The 24,062-nt window shown below is 60.9% G+C and carries 18 protein-coding genes; 12 read left to right on the forward strand and 6 right to left on the reverse strand.

Features of this window, described 5'->3' with window-relative positions; all coding sequences use genetic code 11:
• Positions 1-61: 61 nt before the first annotated feature.
• Positions 62-595, reverse strand: coding sequence for a transcriptional regulator NrdR (gene nrdR / locus EO087_RS07435; protein ID WP_128898311.1), 534 nt, complete (start codon positions 593-595; stop codon positions 62-64).
• An 81-nt stretch (positions 596-676) separates the two neighbouring features.
• Positions 677-1,930, reverse strand: a complete 1,254-nt coding sequence (gene glyA / locus EO087_RS07440; protein ID WP_128898312.1) for a serine hydroxymethyltransferase — start codon at positions 1,928-1,930, stop codon at positions 677-679.
• Positions 1,931-2,242: 312 nt separating this feature from the next.
• Here glyA and ettA point away from each other — a divergent pair, with 312 nt between their 5' ends.
• The 8 genes from ettA (at position 2,243) to pilH (ending at position 13,119) form a co-directional block, all read left to right on the forward strand.
• On the forward strand, positions 2,243-3,904 hold the full coding sequence (ettA, locus tag EO087_RS07445; protein ID WP_128898313.1) for an energy-dependent translational throttle protein EttA: 1,662 nt from the start codon (positions 2,243-2,245) through the stop codon (positions 3,902-3,904).
• A 177-nt stretch (positions 3,905-4,081) separates the two neighbouring features.
• A complete protein-coding gene (gene pyrF, locus EO087_RS07450; RefSeq protein ID WP_128898314.1) occupies positions 4,082-4,900 on the forward strand; it encodes an orotidine-5'-phosphate decarboxylase in 819 nt (272 codons plus the stop codon).
• A 221-nt stretch (positions 4,901-5,121) separates the two neighbouring features.
• The gene (locus tag EO087_RS07455; protein ID WP_128898315.1) at positions 5,122-7,965 is read left to right on the forward strand and encodes a 2-oxoglutarate dehydrogenase E1 component; all 2,844 of its coding nucleotides are present in this window, start codon (positions 5,122-5,124) and stop codon (positions 7,963-7,965) included.
• A gap of 51 nt (positions 7,966-8,016) precedes the next feature.
• Positions 8,017-9,240, forward strand: coding sequence for a 2-oxoglutarate dehydrogenase complex dihydrolipoyllysine-residue succinyltransferase (odhB, locus tag EO087_RS07460; RefSeq protein ID WP_128898316.1), 1,224 nt, complete (start codon positions 8,017-8,019; stop codon positions 9,238-9,240).
• Between the two features lie 141 nt (positions 9,241-9,381).
• Positions 9,382-10,836: a dihydrolipoyl dehydrogenase gene (lpdA, locus tag EO087_RS07465; protein WP_128898317.1), complete on the forward strand. Its 1,455-nt coding sequence runs from the start codon at positions 9,382-9,384 to the stop codon at positions 10,834-10,836.
• A gap of 231 nt (positions 10,837-11,067) precedes the next feature.
• Positions 11,068-11,664: a TIGR00730 family Rossman fold protein gene (locus EO087_RS07470; protein WP_128898318.1), complete on the forward strand. Its 597-nt coding sequence runs from the start codon at positions 11,068-11,070 to the stop codon at positions 11,662-11,664.
• Positions 11,665-11,678: 14 nt separating this feature from the next.
• A complete protein-coding gene (locus EO087_RS07475) occupies positions 11,679-12,683 on the forward strand; it encodes a YhdH/YhfP family quinone oxidoreductase (protein ID WP_128898319.1) in 1,005 nt (334 codons plus the stop codon).
• 70 nt (positions 12,684-12,753) lie between these two features.
• Entirely contained in the window at positions 12,754-13,119 is a 366-nt protein-coding gene (pilH, locus tag EO087_RS07480) for a twitching motility response regulator PilH (RefSeq protein ID WP_128898320.1), read from the forward strand.
• Between the two features lie 99 nt (positions 13,120-13,218).
• On the opposite strand, the gene EO087_RS07485 is transcribed toward pilH, so the two are convergent.
• Positions 13,219-14,121 carry a DnaJ C-terminal domain-containing protein gene (locus EO087_RS07485; protein ID WP_128898321.1) on the reverse strand — a complete coding sequence of 301 codons (903 nt, stop codon included), beginning with the start codon at positions 14,119-14,121 and terminating at the stop codon, positions 13,219-13,221.
• Positions 14,122-14,384: 263 nt separating this feature from the next.
• On the opposite strand from EO087_RS07485, the gene EO087_RS07490 reads away from it, so the two are divergent.
• The 4 genes from EO087_RS07490 (at position 14,385) to istB (ending at position 18,548) form a co-directional block, all read left to right on the forward strand.
• On the forward strand, positions 14,385-14,897 hold the full coding sequence (locus EO087_RS07490; protein WP_128898322.1) for a peroxiredoxin: 513 nt from the start codon (positions 14,385-14,387) through the stop codon (positions 14,895-14,897).
• 156 nt (positions 14,898-15,053) lie between these two features.
• Positions 15,054-15,341, forward strand: coding sequence for a hypothetical protein (locus EO087_RS07495; protein WP_128898323.1), 288 nt, complete (start codon positions 15,054-15,056; stop codon positions 15,339-15,341).
• 866 nt (positions 15,342-16,207) lie between these two features.
• Complete coding sequence (istA, locus tag EO087_RS07505; RefSeq protein ID WP_128898324.1) at positions 16,208-17,776, forward strand: IS21 family transposase; 1,569 nt, start codon at positions 16,208-16,210, stop codon at positions 17,774-17,776.
• A 13-nt stretch (positions 17,777-17,789) separates the two neighbouring features.
• Positions 17,790-18,548, forward strand: coding sequence for an IS21-like element helper ATPase IstB (gene istB, locus EO087_RS07510; protein WP_128897459.1), 759 nt, complete (start codon positions 17,790-17,792; stop codon positions 18,546-18,548).
• Positions 18,549-19,676: 1,128 nt separating this feature from the next.
• Here the strand turns inward: istB and gyrA are convergent.
• The 3 genes from gyrA to mtnA all read right to left on the reverse strand — a co-directional run bounded on the left by gyrA (position 19,677) and on the right by mtnA (position 23,867).
• Entirely contained in the window at positions 19,677-22,292 is a 2,616-nt protein-coding gene (gene gyrA / locus EO087_RS07520; RefSeq protein ID WP_128898326.1) for a DNA gyrase subunit A, read from the reverse strand.
• A gap of 136 nt (positions 22,293-22,428) precedes the next feature.
• The gene (locus EO087_RS07525; RefSeq protein WP_128898327.1) at positions 22,429-22,839 is read right to left on the reverse strand and encodes a GtrA family protein; all 411 of its coding nucleotides are present in this window, start codon (positions 22,837-22,839) and stop codon (positions 22,429-22,431) included.
• Positions 22,836-23,867, reverse strand: coding sequence for an S-methyl-5-thioribose-1-phosphate isomerase (mtnA, locus tag EO087_RS07530; protein ID WP_128898328.1), 1,032 nt, complete (start codon positions 23,865-23,867; stop codon positions 22,836-22,838). Before mtnA ends, EO087_RS07525 begins: the two co-directional genes overlap by 4 nt.
• Between the last annotated feature and the right edge of the window lie 195 nt (positions 23,868-24,062).

The following is a 24,062-nucleotide window of genomic DNA, read 5'->3' on the forward strand; positions in this document are numbered from 1 at the left end:
GCCGCTCCAGCATAGCTACGCTTGTGCGTGCGCTGATTCGTAAAGTCCTTGGCGTACTTTTTTAGCTCTTGCGATGATTACGCTTCACCGCTGCTGCCGCCTCGCCGAGTAACGAGAGCTGCAAGTTCTCCAACCCCGACGGAAGATCGCGTTCCAGCTTCTCGATCTCCTCGCGGAACGCATGCACGTCCTCGAACTTGCGATAGACGGATGCAAAGCGCACGTATGCCACCTGATCGAGCTTTTTCAACTCGCGCATCACCAACTCGCCAACATGGCGCGACGGCACTTCGCGCTCGCCACTCTTGCGTAAATCATCGATGACCGCACGCACCGCCGCATCCACTGCCTGGCTGGCCACCGGACGCTTCTGCAAAGCCCGCTCAAAGCTGACGCGCAGCTTGCGTTCGTCGAAACTCTCACGCCGTTCGCCACTCTTCACGATCGCCGGCAGTTTCAGCTCTGCCGTTTCGAAGGTGTTGAAGCGCTCGCCGCACTCCGGACATTCGCGACGACGGCGCACGGTGGCGCCGTCGTCGGCAAGACGTGAATCGATTACGCGGGTGTCTTCATGCTGGCAGAAGGGACAGTGCATTAGCGGGACTCGAATAAACCAAACTTGCACCCTAGGGCTCTGCCGAGTTTCGAGTCCCGAATCCCGAGTCCTGGTTTCTCATTAACCATAAACAGGGAATGTCTTGCATTGAGCCGATACTTTTTCGCGCGCGGCTTTGATCACACCTTCATCGGCCGGCGCATCTAGCACGTCGCAGATCCAATGGGTCAGCTCGACTACATCGGATTCCTTGTAGCCGCGAGTGGTGACGGCGGGGGTACCCACGCGCAGGCCGGAGGTGACAAAAGGTTTGCGTGGATCGTTTGGCACAGCGTTCTTGTTGACCGTGATGTGCGCTCGGCCCAGTGCCTCTTCCGCGTCCTTGCCAGTGACATCGCGACCGATCAGGTCGACCAGCATCAGATGGTTCTCGGTGCCACCGGACACGATTTTGTAACCGCGCTCGATAAAGGTCTTGGCCATCGCCTTGGCGTTTTTCACCACTTGCGCCTGGTAGTCCTTGAATGCCGGCTCCAACGCTTCCTTGAAGGCTACCGCCTTGGCGGCGATGACGTGCATCAGCGGGCCGCCCTGGATACCGGGGAACACGATCGATTGCAGCTTCTTCTCTATCTCTTCACCCGCGTCCTTGGCGATCACGAAACCACCGCGCGGACCGCGCAGGGTCTTATGCGTGGTGGAAGTAACCACGTGTGCATGCGGTACGGGGTTCGGATACACCCCCGCGGCGATCAAGCCGGCCACGTGCGCCATATCGACGAACAGGTAGGCACCGACCTTGTCGGCGATGGTGCGAAAGCGCGCCCAGTCCATCACCTGCGAATAAGCGCTGAAGCCGGCCACGATCATCTTCGGCTTGTGCTCGACAGCCAGGCGCTCGACTTCGTCGTAATCGACCAGGCCGTGCTCGTTGACGCCGTACTGCACCGCGTTGAGCAGCTTGCCGGAGATGTTGACCTTGGCACCGTGCGTGAGATGGCCACCGTGGGCCAGGCTCATGCCCAGAATGGTGTCGCCCGGATTGAGCAGCGCGAAGTACACCGCCTGGTTGGCTTGCGAGCCGGAATGCGGCTGCACGTTGGCGTAGGTGGCGCCGAACAGTTGCTTGAGGCGCTCGATGGCGAGGCGTTCGGCCACGTCCACGTATTCGCAGCCACCGTAATAGCGTTTGCCGGGATAACCCTCGGCGTATTTATTGGTGAGCACGGACCCTTGGGCTTCCAGCACGCGCGGGCTGGCGTAGTTCTCGGAAGCGATCAGCTCGACGTGGGTCTCCTGGCGTCGCGCTTCGTCGGCAATGGCCTTGGCTAGTTCATTGTCATAGCCGACGATCGTGTCGATCTTCGGGAACATTCGAGCCTCATGGGGTGATGGGCGGCAGTGATTCTTGAAAGTGTAACGGCAGGGGTGTTTGGGGGCCACCCGCAGTGACTTATTGTCAGGCTCCTGTGCGTATCCGCAGGGAAAGCTGGCAGCCCTGCATGGCCAATCGGACACAAAAAGTGGCGAACCCATAGCGATCGGCTCGCAACGACGCGGCCCGTAACCTGCGGGAGAACATCATCGGGATCTACCGATAACCCGCTATAATGTTTTGTTTGATAACTCACGCCCTGCGCGTCGCCCATTCATCCAGGCGGCCATGCGCATGCCCTCGGAGCCAGCATGCAATACATCTACACCATGAACGGGGTCAGCAAGATCGTTCCCCCGAAACGCCAGATCATCAAGGATATTTCGCTGAGCTTCTTCCCCGGCGCCAAGATCGGCCTGCTGGGCCTGAACGGCGCTGGCAAGTCCACCGTGCTGCGCATCATGGCCGGCGTGGATACCGATTTTCAGGGCGAGGCGCGCCCGCAGCCCGGCATCAAGGTCGGCTATCTGGCGCAGGAGCCGCAGCTCGATCCGGAAAAGACCGTGCGCGAAGCGGTCGAGGAAGGTGTGTCGGTAGTGCTGGACGCGCAAAAGCGCCTGGAAGAGGTCTATGCCGCTTACGCCGAAGAAGGCGCCGATTTCGACAAACTCGCTGCCGAGCAGCAAGCGCTGGAAAACATCCTGGCCGTGAACGACGCCCACGCCTTGGAGCGCCAGCTGGAAGTGGCCGCCGACGCGCTGCGCCTGCCGGCCTGGGACGCCAAGATCGGCCCGCTCTCCGGCGGTGAAAAGCGCCGCGTGGCACTGTGCCGCCTGCTGCTGTCCAAGCCGGACATGCTGCTGCTCGACGAACCCACCAACCACCTGGACGCCGAATCGGTCGACTGGCTGGAGCAATTTCTGCAGAGCTATCCCGGCACCGTGGTGGCCGTTACCCATGATCGCTACTTCCTCGACAACGCCGCCGAGTGGATTCTGGAACTCGACCGCGGCCGCGGCATTCCGTGGAAGGGCAACTACACCGAGTGGCTGGAACAGAAAGACCAGCGCCTGAAGCAGGAAGCGCAACAGGAAAAGTCGCGCCAGAGGGCGATCGAGAAGGAACTGGAATGGGTGCGCTCCGCCGCCAAGGGCCGCCAGTCCAAGGGCAAGGCGCGCTTGAACCGCTTCGAGGAATTGAACGCGGTCGAGTACCAGCGCCGCAACGAAACCAACGAAATCTTCATTCCGCCGGGCGAGCGCTTGGGCCAGGAAGTGATCGAATTCAAGAACGTCAGCAAGGCATTCGGCGATCGCCTGCTGATCGACGATCTGTCGTTCAGGGTACCGCCGGGCGCCATCGTCGGCGTGATCGGTCCGAACGGCGCCGGCAAATCCACGCTGATGAAGCTGATCACCGGCAAGGAGCAAGCTGATTCCGGCGAAGTGAAGCTGGGTCACACGGTCAAGCTGGCCTACGTCGACCAGTCGCGCGGCATGCTCGATGGCAAGAACAACGTGTGGCAGGAGGTGTCGGGTGGTTTGGACATCCTCACCATCGGCAACTTCGAAATCCAGTCGCGCGCTTACATCGGCCGCTTCAACTTCAAGGGCACCGATCAACAGAAGATCGTCGGCAACCTGTCCGGCGGTGAGCGTGGCCGCCTGCATCTGGCCAAGACCCTGCTGCAGGGCGGCAACGTGCTGCTGCTGGACGAACCGTCAAACGACCTGGACGTGGAAACCCTGCGCGCCCTGGAAGACGCCCTGCTGGAATTCCCCGGCTGCGCCATGGTGATCTCGCACGATCGCTGGTTCCTCGACCGCATCGCCACGCACATCCTAGCGTTCGAAGGCGACTCGCACGTGGAGTTCTTCCCGGGTAACTACAACGAATATGAGGCGGACAAGAAGCGTCGCCTGGGTGATGAGGCGGCGAAGCCGCATCGGGTGAAGTACAAGAAGCTGGCGTAATGCGCCCAAGGCCCCTCTACCATCGGGAGAGGGGTTGGGGTGAGGGTACGATCAACGCGCGATGCCAACAGCTTGCGCCAAACACCAACACCACGCTCCGCCCGAACCCTCACCCGCCTCTCGGCACCCTCTCCCGGAGGGAGAGGGACTCACTCAGGCAAGATCTGGAGAGACTCGATGCACTTCATGCAATCCCTGCAACAAGCATGGACCCGCAACAACTCCCTGGTTTGCGTCGGTCTCGATCCCGAACCCGCCAAATTCCCCGCGCACGTCCAAGGTCGCCCCGACGCGGTGTTGGAATTCTGCACCGCCATCGTCGACGCCACCGCCGACCTGGTCTGCTGCTACAAACCGCAAATCGCCCACTTCGCTGCTCTGCGCGCCGAAGACACGCTGGAACGCCTGATCGCGCACATCCACGCCAACCATCCCGGCACTCCGGTCATTCTCGACGCCAAACGCGGCGATATCGGCAGCACCGCGCAACATTACGTCGGCGAAGCCTTCGACCGCTACGCCGCCGATGCCGTCACGCTCAACCCCTACCTGGGCCGCGACTCGGTGCAGCCGTTTCTGGAGCGCGCCGACAAGGGCGTGATCCTGCTCTGCCACACCTCCAACCCCGGCGCGGCGGACCTTCAAGACCTCGACGTCGGCGGCAAGCCGCTCTATCAGCATGTGGCACAGATCATCGCGCGCGACTGGAACAACCACGGCAATTGCGCCCTGGTCACCGGCGCCACCTGGCCACAGCAACTGGCCGAAGTGCGTGCACTGGTCGGCGATATGCCTTTGCTGGTTCCCGGTATTGGCGCCCAGGGCGGCGACGTGGAAGCCGTGGTCCGCAACGGCCGCACCGCGGCGGGCACGGGACTGATGATCAGCTCCTCGCGCGCGATTCTTTACGCCAGCCAGGGCGAGGATTTTGCGAATGCTGCCCGCAAGGCCGCACTCGAACTACGCGATAGCATCAACCACTATCGGCAGCGCTGACCGAATTCAGTTCTGGCTGACTTACGAGTAAGGGCAGCACTAAAGGTCTTGTTACCGCTGCCATCACTGTCACCTACGGCAGTCGGCCACCGTCATCAAAAATCATCAACCAACTTGCCGCGTCGCAACAGCCACAGGCTATAATTAACAGGATTTTTCGCCAGCGAAACCGCCTCGAACGAGCGGCTCGCTGCAAGCCTCCCTTCCCTGCCGGTGGTGACGTGAGCACAAACCTAATCCGCGAGTTTTCCGAATCCTCGCAACTCGCAGGCGGCAACGCCGATTACGTTGAATCCCTGTATGAAGCCTGGTTGGCCGGCCCCGAATCGGTGCCCGCCGAGTGGAATACCTACTTCAAGACCTTCAATGGCCGCGAGTCTGGGGACGTGCCCCATTCCGCGGCCATTGCGCGCATAGAAGCTGCGCAAAGGCAGCGCCCCAACGGCGTCATGACCATGCCGGTCAGCGATGAGCACGCACGCAAGCAGGCCGGCGTGCTGCGCCTGTTGACAGCCTATCGTTCGCGCGGCCATCTCTTTGCCGACCTTGATCCGCTGGGCCTGGCCCATAAGACGCACGCACCGGATCTGGACCTGGCCTTCCATGGCCTGTCCGACACCGACCTCGACACCGAGTTCGATTGCGGCAACTTCGCCGGCGGCGGCCAGCGCATGAAGCTGCACGAATTGTTTTCCCGCCTGAAGCGTGTGTACACGAACACGATTGGCTCGGAGTTCATGCACATCTCCGACCACACCCAGCGCAACTGGATCTACTCACGCCTGGAACAGGCCAATGGCAGCGCTGGCCTGGACAAATCCGGCAAGCAGCGCATCCTGGATGGCCTGACCGCCGCCGAGGGCCTTGAGCGCTACTTGCACACCAAGTATGTCGGCCAGAAGCGCTTCTCGCTGGAAGGCGGTGACAGCCTGATCCCGATGGTGGACAACATCGTCCGTGCCTCGGGCGACAACGGCATCAAGGACCTAGTCATCGGCATGGCACACCGCGGCCGCCTGAACGTGCTGGTCAACATCCTCGGCAAGCCACCGAAGACCCTGTTCAACGAGTTCGAAGGCAAGTTCGAGCATGTAGCGGACGACCCGGCCCATTCCGGCGACGTGAAGTACCACATGGGTTTCTCCGCCGACGTGCGCACGCCGAACGGTGGCGTGCACGTGGCACTCGCCTTCAATCCTTCGCATCTGGAAATCGTCAACCCGGTGGTGGCCGGCTCCGTGCATGCGCGCCAGGTGCGCGGCAGGGACACCGAGCGCACCCAGTCGCTGGCCGTGCTGATCCACGGCGACGCTGCGCTGTCCGGTCAAGGCGTGAACATGGAATTGTTCAACATGTCGCAGGCGCGCGGTTTCAAGATCGGCGGCACCATCCACATCGTGGTGAACAACCAGGTGGGCTTCACCACCTCCAACCCGCAGGACACGCGTTCCACGCTGTACTGCACCGACTTGGCCAAGATGGTCAACGCACCGGTATTCCATGTGAACGGCGACGATCCGGAAGCGGTGATCCAGGTCACCCGTCTGGCCTATGAATTCCGCAAGCAGTTCCGCAAGGATGTCGTCATCGATCTGGTCTGCTACCGCCGCCATGGCCACAACGAAGCCGATGAACCGTCCGCCACGCAGCCGGTGATGTACCAGATCATCCGCAAGCGTCCAACGGCGCGCGAACTCTACGGCCAAGTGCTGCAGAAGGAAGGCGTGCTCGCCGAAGGCGATCTGCAAAAGCAATTCGATGCCTACCGCGACCGCCTCGAAGCCGGCGCGGCGATGACCGAGCTGCATCCGTCGCTGACCAAGGATGTGGAAGTGGACTGGAGCCAGTTCATCGGCAAGAAGCTCTCCACCCCGGTCAACACTGGCGTGGCAAAGACCACGTTGGTAGAGCTGGCCAACCGCATCCTGGATGTGCCGACGGATCTGACGCTGCAGTCGCGCGTCGCTAAGATCTACGACGACCGCCGCAAGATGGCCAGTGGCGAGTTGCCAGGCGACTGGGGCTTTGCCGAGAACCTCGCCTACGCAACCCTGATCGACGAAGGCCACAACCTGCGTCTGGTCGGCCAGGACGCCGGCCGCGGCACCTTCTTTCATCGCCACGCCGTGTTGCACGATCAGAAGGATGGCCACACCTTTATGCCGCTGGCGACACTGCGTCCCGATGCGGATGTCGAAGTGATCGATTCGCTGCTCAGCGAAGAAGCCGTGATGGCCTTCGAATACGGCTATGCCACCACCGATCCGCACACGCTGAATATCTGGGAAGCGCAGTTCGGCGATTTCGCCAACGGCGCGCAGGTGGTGATCGATCAGTTCATCAGCTCCGGCGAAGCGAAATGGGATCGCCTGTGCGGCCTGGTGCTGTACCTGCCGCATGGTTACGAAGGCCAGGGTCCGGAGCATTCCTCCGCCCGTCTGGAGCGCTTCCTACAACTTTGCGCGCTCGACAACATGCAGGTGTGCGTGCCGACCACTCCGGCGCAGGATTTCCACATGATCCGCCGTCAGATGCTGCGCCCGACGCGCAAACCGCTGATCGTGATGACGCCCAAGTCGCTGCTGCGCCACAAGCTGGCCGTGTCCACGCTGGACGAGCTGGCCAACGGCAGCTTCCAGCTGGTGATCGGCGAGCATCGCGAACTGGCGGCCAAGAAGGTCAAGCGCGTCGTGTTGTGCGCCGGCAAGGTCTACTACGACCTGCTGGAAAACGCCGAAAAGCGTGATGTCAGCGATGTCGCCATCGTACGCGTGGAACAGCTGTATCCGTTCCCGCGTCCGGAAGTCACCGCCGAACTGGAGAAATATCCGGCCGCCAAGGAAGTGGTGTGGTGCCAGGAAGAGCCGATGAACCAGGGTGCCTGGTTCCAGATCCGCCACCATCTGCAAGCCTGTGCCAACAGCAAGCAGAGCCTTTCCTACGCCGGTCGTGCCGGCTCGCCCGCGCCAGCTGCCGGCCACCTCAACGATCACGTTGCCGAGCAGGCCGCACTGGTCGAACAGGCGCTGGTTGCACCGGTTGGCAACGATCACTCCGTTGAATAAACATCCAAGAATCTCGCACTCACGGATGAGCGACCAACCCCAGGATCCTCTATGTCCACCGAAGTCAAAGTCCCCGTTCTACCCGAGTCCGTGTCCGACGCCACCATCGCCGCCTGGCACAAGAAAGCCGGTGAAGCGGTCAAGCGCGACGAGAACCTGGTTGATCTGGAAACCGACAAGGTCGTGCTGGAAGTACCGTCGCCGGTTGATGGTGTACTCAAGGAAATCAAGTTCCAGAGCGGTGACACCGTGACCAGCCAGCAGGTGATCGCGGTGATCGAAGAAGGTGCAGCGGCCTCCGCGCCGGCTCCCGCTCCGGCCGCAACCGTACCTGCTCCGGCATCCGCGCTGGCAGCGGGACCCGGGACCCGGGACGCGGGACTTGGCAAAGCCGGTTCCGATGACCTATCCCCTGCCGCTCGCCGCGTCGCGACCGAAACCGGCGTTGACACCACCAACGTCGCCGGCACCGGTCGCGATGGCCGCATCATCAAAGAAGACGTCGTCGCTGCAGCCAACAAGCCCGCCGCCCCGAGTCCCGAGTCCCGAGGGCCGAGTCCCGCCACACTCGGCCCTCGCGCCGAAGAGCGCGTCCCGATGACGCGCATCCGCGCCCGTATCGCCGAGCGCCTGATGCAGTCGAAGAACTCGATCGCGATGCTCACCTCGTTCAACGAAGTGAACCTCGCCGAAGTCAGCAAGATGCGCAAGACGCTGGGCGAGCAATTCGAAAAGGCGAACGGGGTGAAGCTCGGCTTCATGAGCTTCTTCGTGAAGGCCGCCACTGAAGCGCTGAAGCGTCACCCGATCATCAATGCCTCGGTCGATGGCAACGACATCATCTATCACGGCTACCAGGACATCTCCATCGCCGTGTCCACCGACAAGGGTCTGGTCACACCGGTGCTGCGCGACGCGCAGAACATGAGCTTCGCCGATGTCGAAAAGGGCATCGTCAACTACGCCAAGAAGGCGCGCGACGGCAAGCTGGGCCTGGACGACCTGCAAGGCGGCACCTTCACCATCACCAACGGCGGCACCTTCGGTTCGCTGCTGTCGACCCCGATCGTGAACCCACCGCAGAGCGCGATTCTCGGCATGCACACCATCAAGGAGCGTGCGATCGTCGAAAACGGCCAGGTGATCGCCGCGCCGATGATGTACCTGGCGCTGAGCTACGACCATCGCATCATCGACGGCAAGGATGCGGTGTTGTTCCTGGTCGATATCAAGAATCAGCTGGAAAATCCGCAGCGCATGCTGTTGGGCATGTAAGCCTCTCGTATCCCCTCTCCCTCCGGGAGAGGGGATGGGGGTGAGGGTGCGGTAACAACGCAACGCCTCACTCCGCACGTACCCTCACCCGCCCTCCGGGCACCCTCTCCCAAGGGGAGAGGGATAAAGCGAGACAAAGAAATGAGCGACAAATTCGACGTCATCGTCATCGGCGCCGGCCCTGCCGGCTATGTAGCCGCGATCCGCGCCGCGCAACTTGGCCTGAAGACCGCCTGCATCGACGCCTTCGTCGGCAAGGATGGCAAGCAGGCGCTCGGCGGCACCTGCCTCAATGTCGGCTGCATTCCCTCCAAGGCGCTGCTCGATTCGTCCAAGCAGTATTACAACCTGTCGCACAACCTGCCGGCGCACGGCATCAGTGTCGAAAACGCCAAGATGGACATGGCCACCTTCATCGGTCGCAAGGACAAGATCGTCAAGCAGTTCACCGGCGGCATCGGCCAGTTGTTCAAGGCCAACAAGGTCACGCCGTTCTTCGGCAAGGGCAAGCTGCTCGGCTGCAAAACAGGCGATAGCAAAAACGTCGAAATCACCAGCAACGGCGGCAGCAAGCAGACCATCAGCGCCACCAACGTGATTCTCGCTTCCGGCTCGGTGCCGATCGAGCTGCCGTTCGCCAAGTTCGACAACAAATTCATCCTCGACAACGCCGGCGCATTGGACATCAGCGAAGTGCCGCAGCGTCTGGGCGTGATCGGCGCGGGCGTGATCGGACTGGAACTGGGCAGCGTGTGGAATCGTCTGGGCTCGCAAGTCACCATCCTCGAAGCGCTGCCGGATTTCCTGGCGGTGGCCGACCAGGACGTCGCCAAGGTCGCCAAGAAGGAATTCGAGAAGCAGGGTCTGACCATCAAGCTCAGCGCCAAGCTGACCAAGGCTGAAGTCAAAACCACGTCTAATAAGAGCAGCGAAGTCGCGCTGACCTACGAAGACAAAGATGGCACGCACGAACTCACCGTCGACAAGCTACTGGTAGCCGTGGGCCGCCGCGCCTACACCGAAGGCCTGCTGGCCGACGACACCGGCGTGAAGCTGGACGAACGCGGTCGCATCGCGGTCGACGAACACAACCACACCGGCGTGGACGGCGTGTGGGCGATCGGCGACGCCGTGCGCGGCCCGATGCTCGCGCACAAGGGTTCCGAAGAAGGCGTGGCGGTGGCCGAGTGGATCGCCGGCAAGGCCGGTCACATCAACCTCGACACCGTGCCGTGGGTGATCTACACCGAACCGGAAATCGCCTGGGCCGGCAAGACCGAGAAGGAACTGAAGGACGCCGGCGTGCCGTACAAGATTGGCACCTTCCCGTTCGCCGCCATCGGTCGCGCCGTGGCCATGAACGAAGCAATCGGTCAGGTGAAGGTGCTCGCGCATGCGGAAACCGACCGCCTGCTGGGCGTGCACATGGTCGGCCCGGGCGTGTCCGAGCTGATTGCCGAGTGCGTGGTGGCGATGGAGTTCAAGGGCTCCGCCGAAGACCTGGCCCGCATCGTCCACGCTCACCCGACGCTGTCCGAAGCGGTGCACGAAGCGGCACTGTCGGTGGACAAGCGCGCCATTCACAAGGGCAATTGAGGTCAGGATGACCTCACCCTGGACAGCACATGGATGTGCGACGATCCGGGGTCCATCCTGGGTCTGATGGCTTCACCCCGGACAGTGCATGGATGCACGATGATCCGGGGTCCAGACCAACGACCCGCTCGTGGGAACATGGGCGGGTCATCTTATTTAAAGTACCGAAACCTTCGCGGTCGTCATCCCAGCGTAGGCAAGGATGACGAGCAAGACATCACGAGACTCAACATGCCCCCATCCGCCGCCCTCTGCGTCTATTGTGGTTCCAGCTCTGGCAAGCATCCCGAATACATGGAAACTGCACGCATCTTCGGCACCGAAATGGCTCGTCGCGGCATCACGCTGGTTTATGGTGGTGGCAAAGTCGGCCTGATGGGAGCGATAGCCGATGCGGTGCTCGCGGCGGGCGGCAAGGTCATCGGTGTGATCCCGCGTCAATTGGTCGAGCGCGAAGTGGCGCATCCGGACCTGACCGATATGCACGTGGTGGAAACCATGCATCAGCGCAAAACGCGCATGTATGAACTTTCGGATGCGTTCGTCGCCCTGCCCGGCGGATTCGGCACCATGGATGAAATGTTCGAGATGCTTACCTGGTCGCAGCTCGGCTTGCATAAATATCCCTGCGCGTTTTTCGATGTGCGCGGCTATTACACACAGTTGCGCCATATGATGGATCACATGGTGGACGAAAACTTCGTGCGCCCCGAGCAACGCGCAAGCATCTGGTTCGGCGACAACATGCAAGCGCTTTTCGACTGGATGTCACAGTATCAGGGAAGCTACACCTTGAAATGGATTGACAGCCGCAGTGTCAAAGCTTGAACGAGAATGCCATCGTGAACATCTCTGCCGATTTCCGCGCTTTTCGCATCCATAACGACGCGGCGGGTTATCGTGGCGGCCTTGAAACCATGCACACCGACGCCCTCAGTGCCGGCGAAGTGCTGGTAAAAGTCGCTTACTCGTCGGTGAACTACAAGGATGCACTGGCCGGCACCGGCCAAGGCAAAATTCTTCGCCAATACCCGCTCAACGGCGGCATCGACGCCGCGGGTGTCGTCGTGGCTTCCACTGATCCGCACTTCAGAGAAGGCGACGAAGTGTTATGCACCGGCGCCGGTCTTTCCGAAACACGCGACGGCGGCTACGGGGAATATATCCGCCTGGCCTCGCCATGGACCATTGCTCTGCCCAAAGGCCTGAGCCTGCGAGAAAGCATGATTCTCGGTACCGCCGGCTTTACCGCCGCGTTGGCCTTGTTGCGCATGCAAGACAACCACCAATCTCCCGCGATGGGCCCCATCGCCGTGACGGGCGCCAGTGGCGGGGTAGGCATGCTTGCGATAGATATCTTCAGCCACGCTGGCTACGACGTGCATGCGATCAGCGGCAAGGCCGCCCATTTCGATGTCCTGCGCAGCCTTGGCGCGACCGAATGCATCGATCGCCATCAGCTCAGCTTCAGCGGCAAGCCACTGGATTCGTCCCGCTTCGGTGGCGCACTGGACAACGTCGGTGGCTCCATGCTAACCGGTCTGCTACCGCTCATTGTGCCTTACGGCAACGTAGCCCTTTGTGGCAATGCCGGTGGTATCGCTTTCGACAGCACGGTTATGCCGTTCATCCTTCGCGGCGCCAGCCTGCTCGGCATCGCTTCTGCCGGTACCATCCGCGACCAGCGCAACCAGGTGTGGCAACATCTGGCCAGCGACTGGAAACCTCGCCACCTCGATCGTATTGCTACCCGCGAAGTCGCCCTTGACCAACTTCCGGAAGTATTCGAGCGTATGCTGGCAGGTAATTCGTTCGGCCGCACACTGGTGCGGGTGGGCAGTGTTTAACGTTTTTGAATTTGGAAGCGTCGTCACGACGACTTAAAATTAACGAAACAGACAGGGGGATTCCCACCTTATGGCACGCATCCTGATCGTCGACGATTCAGAATCGCAGCGCACTGGTATCACGCGTATCGTCGAGAAGCTCGGCCATAAGGCGGTGACAGCCAAAGATGGTGCCGACGGTGTCGAGAAAGCCAGACAGGAAAAACCTGACCTGATCCTTATGGACGTAGTGATGCCCAACCTCAATGGTTTCCAGGCCACTCGCACCATCAGCAAGGATCCGGAGACGGCACATATTCCGATCGTGCTAGTCACTACCAAGGACCAGGAAACCGACAAGGTGTGGGGCATGCGTCAGGGCGCGAAAGCTTATGTGACCAAACCGATCAAGGAAGAGGAATTGGCCACAGTGCTGAAAGAGCTGCTGCAGGTCTGAGTTGTTGCTTTGGGTGTCAAAACACAAACGGCGCCGCAAGACGCTGTCCGTTTGTGTTTTGACCAGCGCCTCGCAAGCAGGAGGCAAGGCCATCACACCTCAATGCCGTGGATCGTAGTGCGCAAACTGCGCCCGCAACGCTTCATAAGCCTCGCGTTGCGCCTCGCTATCCACCGGCGGCGCTTTGATCGAGATTTCCACGAACTGATCCCCGGGCATCGGTCCCGGCATGCCTCGCCCTTTCAGGCGCAGCTTGCGGCCCGATTGCGATCCGGCCGGAATACGCAAGTCGACGGTCCCGGCTAGCGTCGGCACCGATACGATCGCCCCCAGAGCAGCCTCCCAGGGGCTGATCGACAGTACATACAGCACGTTCAAACCATCCAGCTTGAAGCGAGCATCGTCACGGATGCCCACTTCGAGCAACAAATCCCCCTGAGGTCCCCCTCCCACTCCAGGGTGGCCCTGGCCACTCAGGCGAATGACCTTGCCCGGCTGGATACCGGCTGGGATCTTCACCTCCAACACCCGCTCCTTGCCAGTGCCATCGCCCAAGCTCAGACGTGTACGGCCGCCATCGAAGGCGGTCTGCAGGTCGATCTGTACATGTGCTTGCACATCACGGCCACGACGGGCACGTGACTGTCCCGGCCGGGCGCCGCCAGTGGTACGGCCGAACAGACTCTCGAAAAAATCACTGAAGTCGCCCTCGCCCGACTCACCAAAATCGAAACCCTGGCCCTGCCCCCAGTTCGGCGGCGGCCGAAACTGTTCGCCTTGACGGTAGCCACCAGCACGGAGCTGGTCATAGGCGCGGCGCTTCTCGGCATCGCGCAATACTTCGTTAGCCTCGTTGATTGCCTTGAATTTCTCTTCGGCGCCGGCTTCCTTGTTTTTGTCCGGATGGTATTTACGCGCCAGCTTGCGATAAGCCGCCTTGACATCAGCCTCGCTGGCGTCGGGCTTCACACCGAGAATGTCGTAATAATCTTTGAATTCCACTGCCGTTCCCCGAGGCTGATTCAAGCAAAAACAAGCAGCCCGCCACGGATCATGAGCCGTGGCGGGCTGCTGCTGCGACATGCTGCGCCAAGCCGATCACGACGCAGCGCAACGCGGTTGCCGCCTTGTTCGGCATCGCAATTTGTCGCACACCCTGCTTGCCGATCGCATGGATGTTGGTTCCAAAGCCGCTATTTTCAAGGCGACAGCAGACCTCTAGGATGGGACGATTGCCTCCACGCGTTACCTAATCCTCGACCCTCATGCCTATCCAGATCGGACAAACTGTGCCGGATGTCGAAGTCATCGTTGTCGACGATGCAGCTGACATCCAGCGACTTTCCACCGCCTCGCTCTTTACCGGGCGCAAAGTCGTGCTGTTTGGACTCCCCGGCGCCTTCACACCAACCTGCTCGGAGCGCCATCTACCGGGTTACGTCAAGCATTACGCGGCCTTCCAGGCACAAGGTATCGAGGTGTATTGCCTAGCGGTAAACGATGCTTTCGTGATGAAGGCATGGGCAGCATCCCAGCATGCTCCCGCCGGCCTGAAGTTGCTCGCCGACGGCAATGCAGCATTCACCCAAGCCTTGGGTTGGGAGATCGACGGCAGCAGCTATGGCATGGGCCTACGCTCGCGCCGCGCCGCTTTGTACGCGGATGACAGCGTGGTGCATCAGCTCTATATCGAAAGCCCGGGCGAATTGCGCGTGAGCTCGGCAGAAGCCTTGCTAAACGCAGCACCGTGGTTTGCCCTACAAAATGACGAGATATAGATCACATTGAAAGTGTGTGATATTTCCTACAAAATGAAGCCGGGTGCTTACAAAGAATCCGGCTTAAGCGCATTGACGCGCACGTTGGTCAATGCACATCCAACTCGTTTAACAAGCGCAGATAGCGCGGTGGCCGGGTCATAACGGGAGATCCTTATGAGCCGCACCACGTTGGCTTATCTGCTGCTTACCGTGCCTCTTCTAGTATCAGCCGCGCCGTCCACCTCATCGCAAGGTGGCTTGATTACCTTCGTTGGGTCGATCACCAGACCGACATCGATGCCAACACCGACCGGCGCCCGCGACAACGCAACGAGCCTCGCCGAACCCGCTACGATCCAGCCGCTGATGGCGGCTCAGGCCCGCCTACACGCGGATGTGCTTGACTACTTCGCTACGTATGCGGCACCGGATGCAAAGATAGTCACGTTCACGTATTACTGATCCGCCTATCGGGGAGGGAGTCGGGATAACCCGACCCCTCCCACTTCGACGGCGATATTAGGTAGTGGGCTTCGTGTCCATCTAGCTGCGCCGTGCCCCCAGGGCGATCGCGCTATCTCCCCAGGTAGGCGGTGGTGGAGTGTGGCGACAATCGGCGAAAGTATGGGGATGCTGCCAAATCCCATGCCCTTTTTCAGCAACCTGGCCGACCACTCATGTCCTTGTTCCAACTCAGTCCAGATTTTGCGCATCGCATCCTTGGTCGATCTCCCTCGCCGATATCCAAAACTGGCAGCATCGAATATCGGCTCAAAGATAGCTTCCAGACGGTTCATCAGCGCCTGTTGCCATACCCTGTCGTAGACAGTGGGTATGCCTAGTGGCCTGAATTTACCCGGCTGACCGCTCTTGGGTATCAGTTGACGCTTCACTGGCAGCGGCTGGTAAGTCTGCGTGCGCAGTTCCTCGTGGAGCCGCTTCAGGTTCCCTTGCAGGTCCCTTTCGAATTCCACCAAGCTCTGTCCGTCGATACCTCACGCTCCTCGGTTGCGCTTGACCTTCTCCCAAGCCAACTCCAGGTTCTTCATCTTGTAAATCTTGTCCACTAGCGAGTGGACCTTCTTCTCACCGGTCGGATTCAGCCAGTGCGCCAATCTCCTCGGTGTATTGCGTATTTCGGCCCATCGTGACCGCCCATTTCGGTAAGGCGTGACCGGTCATTTCGGTAAGCCGTGACCGCCCGTTTCGGTTGATCGTGACCGATTTTCGACGGTCACCGAAATCAGCGGTCACGGCTTACCGAAACGCGCCCCTCGTTGTGCATAACTTCAACGCAACGGCATCCTCCACGGCTTTTTGGAGTGGCGATGCCGACCCCGCGAGTAGCTATGCGCAAGATCAAAGAATGTCTTCGACTGAAGCTGGAGTGCGACCTCTCGCACGAATGCATCGCCTTGGCCTTGGGTCTGTCCAAGGGCGTGGTCAGCAAGTACGTGAAACGTGCCACGGCCGCCGGACTGGACTGGCCCGGCCTGTCCGCCATAGACGACAACGCGATTGCCGCCCAGCTGTGTATGTCACCACCCGCCGTGCGTGGCGAGCGGGCACCCATCGATCTGCCATGGGTGCATCGGGAGTTGCGCCGCAAAGGCGTCACGCGACAATTGTTGTGGCAGGAATACTGCGACGCGAACGCTGGCCGTCTCACGTACCAATACACCCAGTTTTGCCAGCACCTCCACGACTACACGGCCTCGCTGCGCCGCTCGATGCGTCAGTTGCACGTTGCCGGTGAAAAGCTGTTTATCGACTACGCCGGCCCCACCCTTGGCGTCGTCAACCCCGACACCGGCGAGCTGCGGCGAGCGCACATCTTCGTGGCCGTGCTGGGTGCGTCCAGTTTCACCTATGCCTGCGCCACACCGGGCGAAACGCAGATCGACTGGCTGCGCGGCTTGACGCAGGCGTTGGCATTTTTTGGTGGCGTGCCGGCGCTGGTGGTACCTGACAATCCGCGCGCGCTGATCACCCAGCCGGATCGCTACGAGCCCGTGCTCAACCGTGCTACGCAGGTGTGTGCAGAGCATTACGGCATGGCGATCCTGCCGGCCCGCCCACGACGCCCGCAGGACAAGGCCAAGGTCGAGGTCGGCGTGCAGGTGGTCGAGCGCTGGATCCTCGCGCGCTTGCGCCATCCGTGCTTTTTTACCTTCAGCGCTCTCAATCACGCCATCGCCGACCTGCTGACGGACTTGAATGCACGGCCGTTCAAGAAGCTCGACGGCTCGCGCCGTTCGTGGTTCGAGACGATCGACCGTCCCGCCCTGATGCCCTTGCCGGCGCAACCCTATGAGCCGGCGCGCTTCAAGCCGTGCAAGGTCAACATCGATTACCACATCGAGGTCGATGGCCATTACTACAGCGTGCCGCATAGCCTGGTACGCAAGACCGTCGAGGCGCGCATCACCGACACCACCGTCGAGATCCTGCATGCCGGCCAGCGCATCGCCAGCCACGTCCGCTCCCCGGCGCGCGGACGCCACACCACCGTCGCCGACCACATGCCGGCCGCACATCGTGCGCATCGGGAATGGTCACCCGGTCGCTTCCTGCACTGGGCCGACACGATCGGCGCGGCAACCCGTCAGTTGGTCGAGCACCTGCTGACCGAGCGCCCGCATCCGGAGATGGGCTATCGCAGTTGCCTGGGGCTGCTGGCGCTCGCGCGCCAGTACGGCGACGACCGCCTGGAAGCGGCCTGCGCACGCGCGTGGGCGATCGGTTCGCGCACGCGCAAATCCGTGCAGTCGATCCTGCACAACAAGCTCGATCAACACCCCTTGCCCAGCGCCATCGCCCAAACCGACTGGGTCACACCCGACCACGTCAACCTGCGTGGCCCCACCTATTACCGCGATCCACCCACCACTCACTGAAAAGGAGACCACCTTGTTGATCCATCCCACCCTTGAACACTTGCGTGCCCTCAAGCTCGACGGCATGGCACAGGCGCTGGAAGAACAGCGCCTGTTGCCGGCCTGTCACGATCTGCCGTTCGAAGATCGGCTCGGCATGCTGGTCGATCGCGAACGCCATTGGCGTGACGGTCGACGGCAGGAACGATTACTTCGTGTGGCCAAGCTCAAACACGCCCAGGCCTGCCTGGAAGATGTGCAGTACAGCGCCGACCGCGGTATCGACAAACGCCTGATCGCCACCTTGTCCGGCGGCGACTGGATCCGGCAGGGGCAAAGTGTGTTGCTGACCGGTCCGACCGGGGTTGGTAAAACGTGGCTGGCGTGTGCGCTTGGACAACATGCCTGCCGCCAAGGCTTCCCGGTGCTGTATCAGCGTGTGCCACGCCTCGCCGAGATGCTACGCATCGCCCACGCCGACGGCAGCTTCGGTCGCGTGCTTGCTCAGTTGGCGCGCATCGACGTGCTAATCCTTGACGATTGGGGCATGACACCGCTCGATCAGGCGGCGCGCCATGATCTGCTGGAGGTCATCGACGATCGCGGCAACGGCAAATCGACCCTCATCACCAGCCAGCTACCGATCGAACACTGGCACGCCTGGCTCAACGATCCCACCCTCGCCGATGCCATCCTCGACCGTCTCGTACACCGCTCTCATCGCATCGTGCTGAAGGGCGAATCGATGCGCCGAAAGTCCTCCGCCAAGCCAGCCGCCGATACCTCATCGTGACCGGTCCAGTTACACTCGAGTGCACCGCACAATGACTGGCGCTGACCGGTCACGATCAACCGAAATACGCGGTCACGATCGCCGAAATCCGCAGTGTATCGCCTTGGGGGTTTTCACTAAGGGAACTTGTCCTTGCCATACACCTTACTCATTGGTTTGCTGTCTTGCTCCAACCGCCTTGCCGACTGCCTTCCCCAGCTCACTCCGCTGCCGTCTGCGACGGTCGCCCTGCTTTCGCAAGACTTGAGGTACTACTCAGTCGTCCAACGACTCACACAACATCACTCGCCATTTCGCTTTCGCTTATAGGTTCGTTTATCCCAGTGCCACCCGGGAATTCCGTGAGTCCTCCCAGGGTCACGCATGAATCTTCCACACCGTGCCGTCCGCACACACCTTGGTTCGATGGGTGGATAAGAACACCTTCGCCTCCATAGTGCAGGCTCGACCTTGCCCCATCTTTGGCCGACCCGTTCATCTGCAGGGTCGCCCCTTCGATTACGGCCCGGTGTGTCTCCTCAAACCCTTCGGATTCCACCTCACGGTGAACACCCGGTCCTCCCGCCTCATGACTGACGGCTGGCCGGCAAGGCATTACCCCCACCTTTGGATACAGTGCCCCTTATCTGAGCACCGGAGGAACTTGAACCCTCCCGATTCATGCGCTGCTTGGCGCACACTACGGCCTCTGCTGACTTCTGTGTGTCCATCAAACCACCTCGCGGTGATCCTAGCCTCGCGGCAGCCACACAGATCTCCCAGGGTAAGACGCGTGACTTTCATGCTTATGTCCGTCGGATCTACGCCGTAGCGTTCCGTGCAAGTTTTGGGCTTTGGCCTTTATGGCTGCCTCACCCCGCTACGCCGCCTCTATCCGCTTCCTGTTCGTCGGACCCGCACTTTGCCTACAGCTTCCTTCAGGCGCCTCCTCGCGGAGGATTCCCTTGCTGTTCGGCTAGACCCTTCCCCTTGCCGGGCAGGTTTCGGACTTTCACCGGTTAGTCGTTCCTCTCGCCACCACAGCGAGACAAACAGCGCCAGTCACGGCGCTACGCACCATGCCTGGCGCACCACAAAAACAAAGCCCCGGCATAGCCGGGGCTTTGTTTGATCTGAGGGCGGAGTCGCTTACTCGCCGGAGGGCTCCTGCATGTCGCCCACATCACCCTGCTCGGGCGACACCGAACCGTCACCGGCCTCAGTTTCGTCCTCGCTGTTTTCTTCGGCATCCAGCCGCACCACGCTTACCAGCGCCTCTTCCGCCGGCAGACGGATCAAGGTCACACCCTGCGTATTACGGCCAAGCTGCGAAATCTCCGTGACGCGTGTGCGCACCAGGGTGCCCTGGTTGGAGATCAGCATCAGCTCGTGGGCTTCGGTCACCTGCGCGGCCGCCACCAGGGCGCCGTTGCGTTCGGAGCACTGGATACCGATCACGCCCTGTGTGCCGCGTCCCTTCTTGGGGAACTCGTCCAGCTGGGTACGCTTGCCATAGCCGCGTTCGGTGGCGGTAAGAATATCGCCCTGTGCTTCGGCAACGATCAGCGAGACCAGCTTCGCTTCCTCAGCGAGCTTCATGCCGCGCACACCGGTAGCGGTGCGGCCCATCGGGCGCACTTCGCTTTCGTCGAAGCGCACGACCTTGCCGTTGGAAGCGAACAGCAGCACGTCGCTGTTGCCATCGGTCAGCACCACGCCGACCAGTGCGTCGCCCTCGTCCAAGTTGATGGCGATCTTGCCCTTTTGCAGCTGGAAAGCGAATTCGGTAAGCGATGTCTTCTTGACCGTGCCATCTGCCGTGGCGAAGAACACGAAACGATCGGCGTTGTACTCGTGCACCGGCAGCACCGCTTGCACCTTCTCGCCTTCGGCCAGCGGCAGCAGGTTCACGATGGGTTTGCCGCGCGCGTTCGGGCCGGCTTCGGGCATCTGATATACCTTCAGCCAGTAGACACGACCGGTGCTGGTGAAGGTGAGCAGGGTGTCGTGGGTATTCACCACCCACAGCTGCTCGACGAAATCTTCTTCTTTCAGTGCGGACGCGGAACGACCCTTGCCGCCGCGACGCTGTGCACGATAAATGTTGGCCGGCTGACGCTTCACATAACCGGCATGCGAGAGCGTGACGACGACATCTTCCGGCGCGATCAGGTCGAGCACGTTGAGGTCTTCTTGCGAGCGCTGGATTTCGGTGCGGCGCTCGTCGCCGAATTCGGCTTTGACAGCTTCCAGCTCTTCGCGGATCACGGCTAGCAAACGTATCGGATCTTCCAGAATCTCGATCAAGCCACGGATGATTTCCAGGATTTCGCGGTATTCATCGGAAAGTTTTTCCTGCTCCAGACCGGTCAGGCGGTGCAGGCGCATGGCGAGAATTTCCTGCGCCTGCGTCTCGGAGAGCTGATAACCATCGCTCTTCAAGCCTTCGCGCGGGTCGATGTCTTCCGGACGCGAGGCTTCCGCCCCCGCCGCGGCCAATAGGCTGCTGACCAGACCCGGTTGCCACTTGCGCGCCAGCATGCGCTCGCGTGCTTCCTGCGGCGAGGCGGAGGTCTTGATCAGCTCGATCATCTCGTCGATGTTGGCGAGGGCGACCGTGAGACCTTCCAAGATATGCGCACGGGCGCGTGCCTTGCGCAGTTCGAAAATCGTGCGTCGGGTCACCACCTCGCGGCGGTGGCGGATAAACGCTTCGAGGATTTCCTTCAGATTGAGCGTGCGCGGCTGACCGTCGACCAGCGCCACCATGTTGATGCCGAAGGTGACTTGCAACTGGGTTTGCTGGAACAAGTTGTTCAGCACCACATCGGCCATCGCATCGCGACGGATTTCGATGACGATGCGCATGCCGTCCTTGTCGGACTCGTCGCGCAGTTCGGAGATGCCCTCAAGGCGCTTTTCCTTGACCAGCTCGGCGATCTTTTCGATCAGACGCGCCTTGTTCACCTGGTAAGGCAGCTCGTGGACGAGGATGGTCTCGCGGCCATTGGATTCGGTTTCGATTTCGGCGCGTGCACGCACCAGAATGCGGCCGCGCCCGGTGCGATAGGCTTCGACAATGCCGGCCGAGCCGTTGATGATGCCGGCGGTGGGGAAATCCGGGCCCGGCACATATTGCATCAGCTCGTCGATGCCCAGCGAAGCATCGTCGATCAGCGCAATGGTCGCCGAAACCACTTCGTTGAGATTATGCGGCGGCACGTTGGTGGCCATGCCCACCGCGATACCCGCCGAACCGTTCACCAGCAGATTCGGCACGCGCGTGGGCAGAACCAGTGGTTCCTGCTCGCTTTCGTCGTAGTTGGGGCCGAAGTCGACGGTTTCCTTGTCGATGTCGGCGAGCAGCTCGTGGGTGAGCTTGGCCATGCGCACTTCGGTGTAACGCATGGCGGCGGGATTATCGCCGTCGACCGAACCGAAGTTACCCTGGCCATCGACCAGCATGTAGCGCAGTGAGAAGGGCTGGGCCATGCGCACGATGGCGTCGTAGACCGACGCATCGCCATGCGGATGGTATTTACCAATCACGTCACCGACGATGCGCGCCGATTTCTTGTACGACTTGTTCCAGGAGTTGTTCAACTCGTTCATCGCAAACAACACGCGGCGATGCACGGGCTTCAAGCCATCGCGAACATCCGGAAGGGCGCGTCCCACTATCACGCTCATGGCGTAATCGAGGTAGCTCTGGCGCATTTCGTCTTCGATATTGACGCGAATGACTTCTTTGGCGAGCTCTGCCATCAATCGGCTTCCCTGGTAACGAATAAAAGTCTCGAGACAGGCGCTGGACGCTTGTCTGCGAGGGTCAGACGGTAGCCTTAAAGTATAACACAAAGAGCCTTGAAAAGTGCTTATTTAAACCTTTTCAATCAATAAGTTACGAGCGCGTTTTGGCACGCCTGAAAAGAAGCGTCCGGGCACTTACAAAATTGACGAAAGCAGCGAAAAACGACCCCACGGCAACCGCCAATACTGGCCACTTATGCCAACCGGGAAACGCGATCAAGCACGCCACGTAGGCCCCGTAATTGACCGCTGCCCCACCGCCCATCAAGGCCATCCAATGCAACCACTCGGTAAACAGCGCGCGACCGCTCTGACGTGCGGCGAAGGTCTGGCTGCGGTTCCACCACCAAGTGACCGTGGCAGCGACGAGGAAGGAAATCACGCGGCCGGTATACGGATTGAAGTGCGCAAAACTCACCAGCATCTGCACGATGCCCGCATCGACGACGAAGCCGATGACGCCACCCACGGCAAACAGCATCACCTCATGACTCAATTTCATGCGCCGAACACGGCCCGCATACGTTCGGTAGTGGGATGCTCGATGACACCACGCTCGGTGACGATGGCCTCGATCAGCGAAGCCGGCGTGACATCGAAAACCGGATTCCAGGCCTGCGCGCCTTCCACCACAGTGCGATGGCCCGCCACGCTGAGAAGCTCCGTCGAGTCGCGCAACTCAATGTCGATGTCATCGCCGGAAGCAGTGGCCATATCCACCGTCGAGGACGGCGCCACCACCATGAACTTCACCCCATGGTGGTGCGCGGCGATGGCAAGCTGATAGGTACCGATCTTGTTGGCGGTATCCCCATTTGCGGCAATACGATCCGCACCGACGATGACCCACTTCACTTCGCCAGCTTTCATCAGGTGCGCGGCTGCCGAATCAGCAATGAGCTTGGCCGGAATACCATCGCGGACTAGCTCCCACATAGTGAGGCGTGCGCCCTGCTGCCATGGCCGCGTTTCGCCGGCATAGACATGGTTGATGCGCCCAGCCGCAACACCTGCACGGATCACGCCCAGCGCCGTGCCGTAGCCAGACGTCGCGAGCGAGCCGGTGTTGCAATGGGTCATCACGCTGGAGCCCGGAGCAATCAGCGCGGCACCCAGTTCACCCATATGGAAGTTGGCGGCGAGGTCTTCGTCCTGAATGGCCTGAGCTTCACATTCCAGTGCGGCGGCATCCGCGCCAGCCGAGATGCGAACTTTCATGCGATCGAGCGCCCACATCAGGTTCACCGCGGTAGGGCGTGCAGCACGCAGTTGTGCCAGCGCCTGATCCAGCGGAGCGCCTTGCTTCACAGCGAGCACGACGCCCCAGGCTGCGGCAATACCGATAGCGGGTGCGCCACGTACAGCAAGATCCTTGATGGCCTGGGTAACGGCGGTAGCGTGGCGGCAGTCCAACCATTGCTCTTCAGCCGGCAGCAGGCGCTGGTCCAGAAGGCGAAGATGATCACCATGCCATTGCACGGCGCGGATGGTGTCGTGGGATTGTCTGGCAGAGGCGGACGCGGTTGTCATCCCATCATTCTATCAGGCTCGTCGTGATTCGTTGGGTTAACCCGCACTTGGCCTCTGTCTCTTGATCACATCTTTTCGGCCATGCCGTAATCATCAAAAACAGCCTGAAATACCCATTTTTTTGCAAAAAACATAGATGCCTGATCAACTAAAGATGTGATCAAGAAACAGGACTTGATCCGGGGGTAACCCAAC

Origin of the sequence: Dyella sp. M7H15-1 (assembly GCF_004114615.1) — a bacterium.
In the GTDB taxonomy this organism is placed as follows: domain Bacteria; phylum Pseudomonadota; class Gammaproteobacteria; order Xanthomonadales; family Rhodanobacteraceae; genus Dyella_B.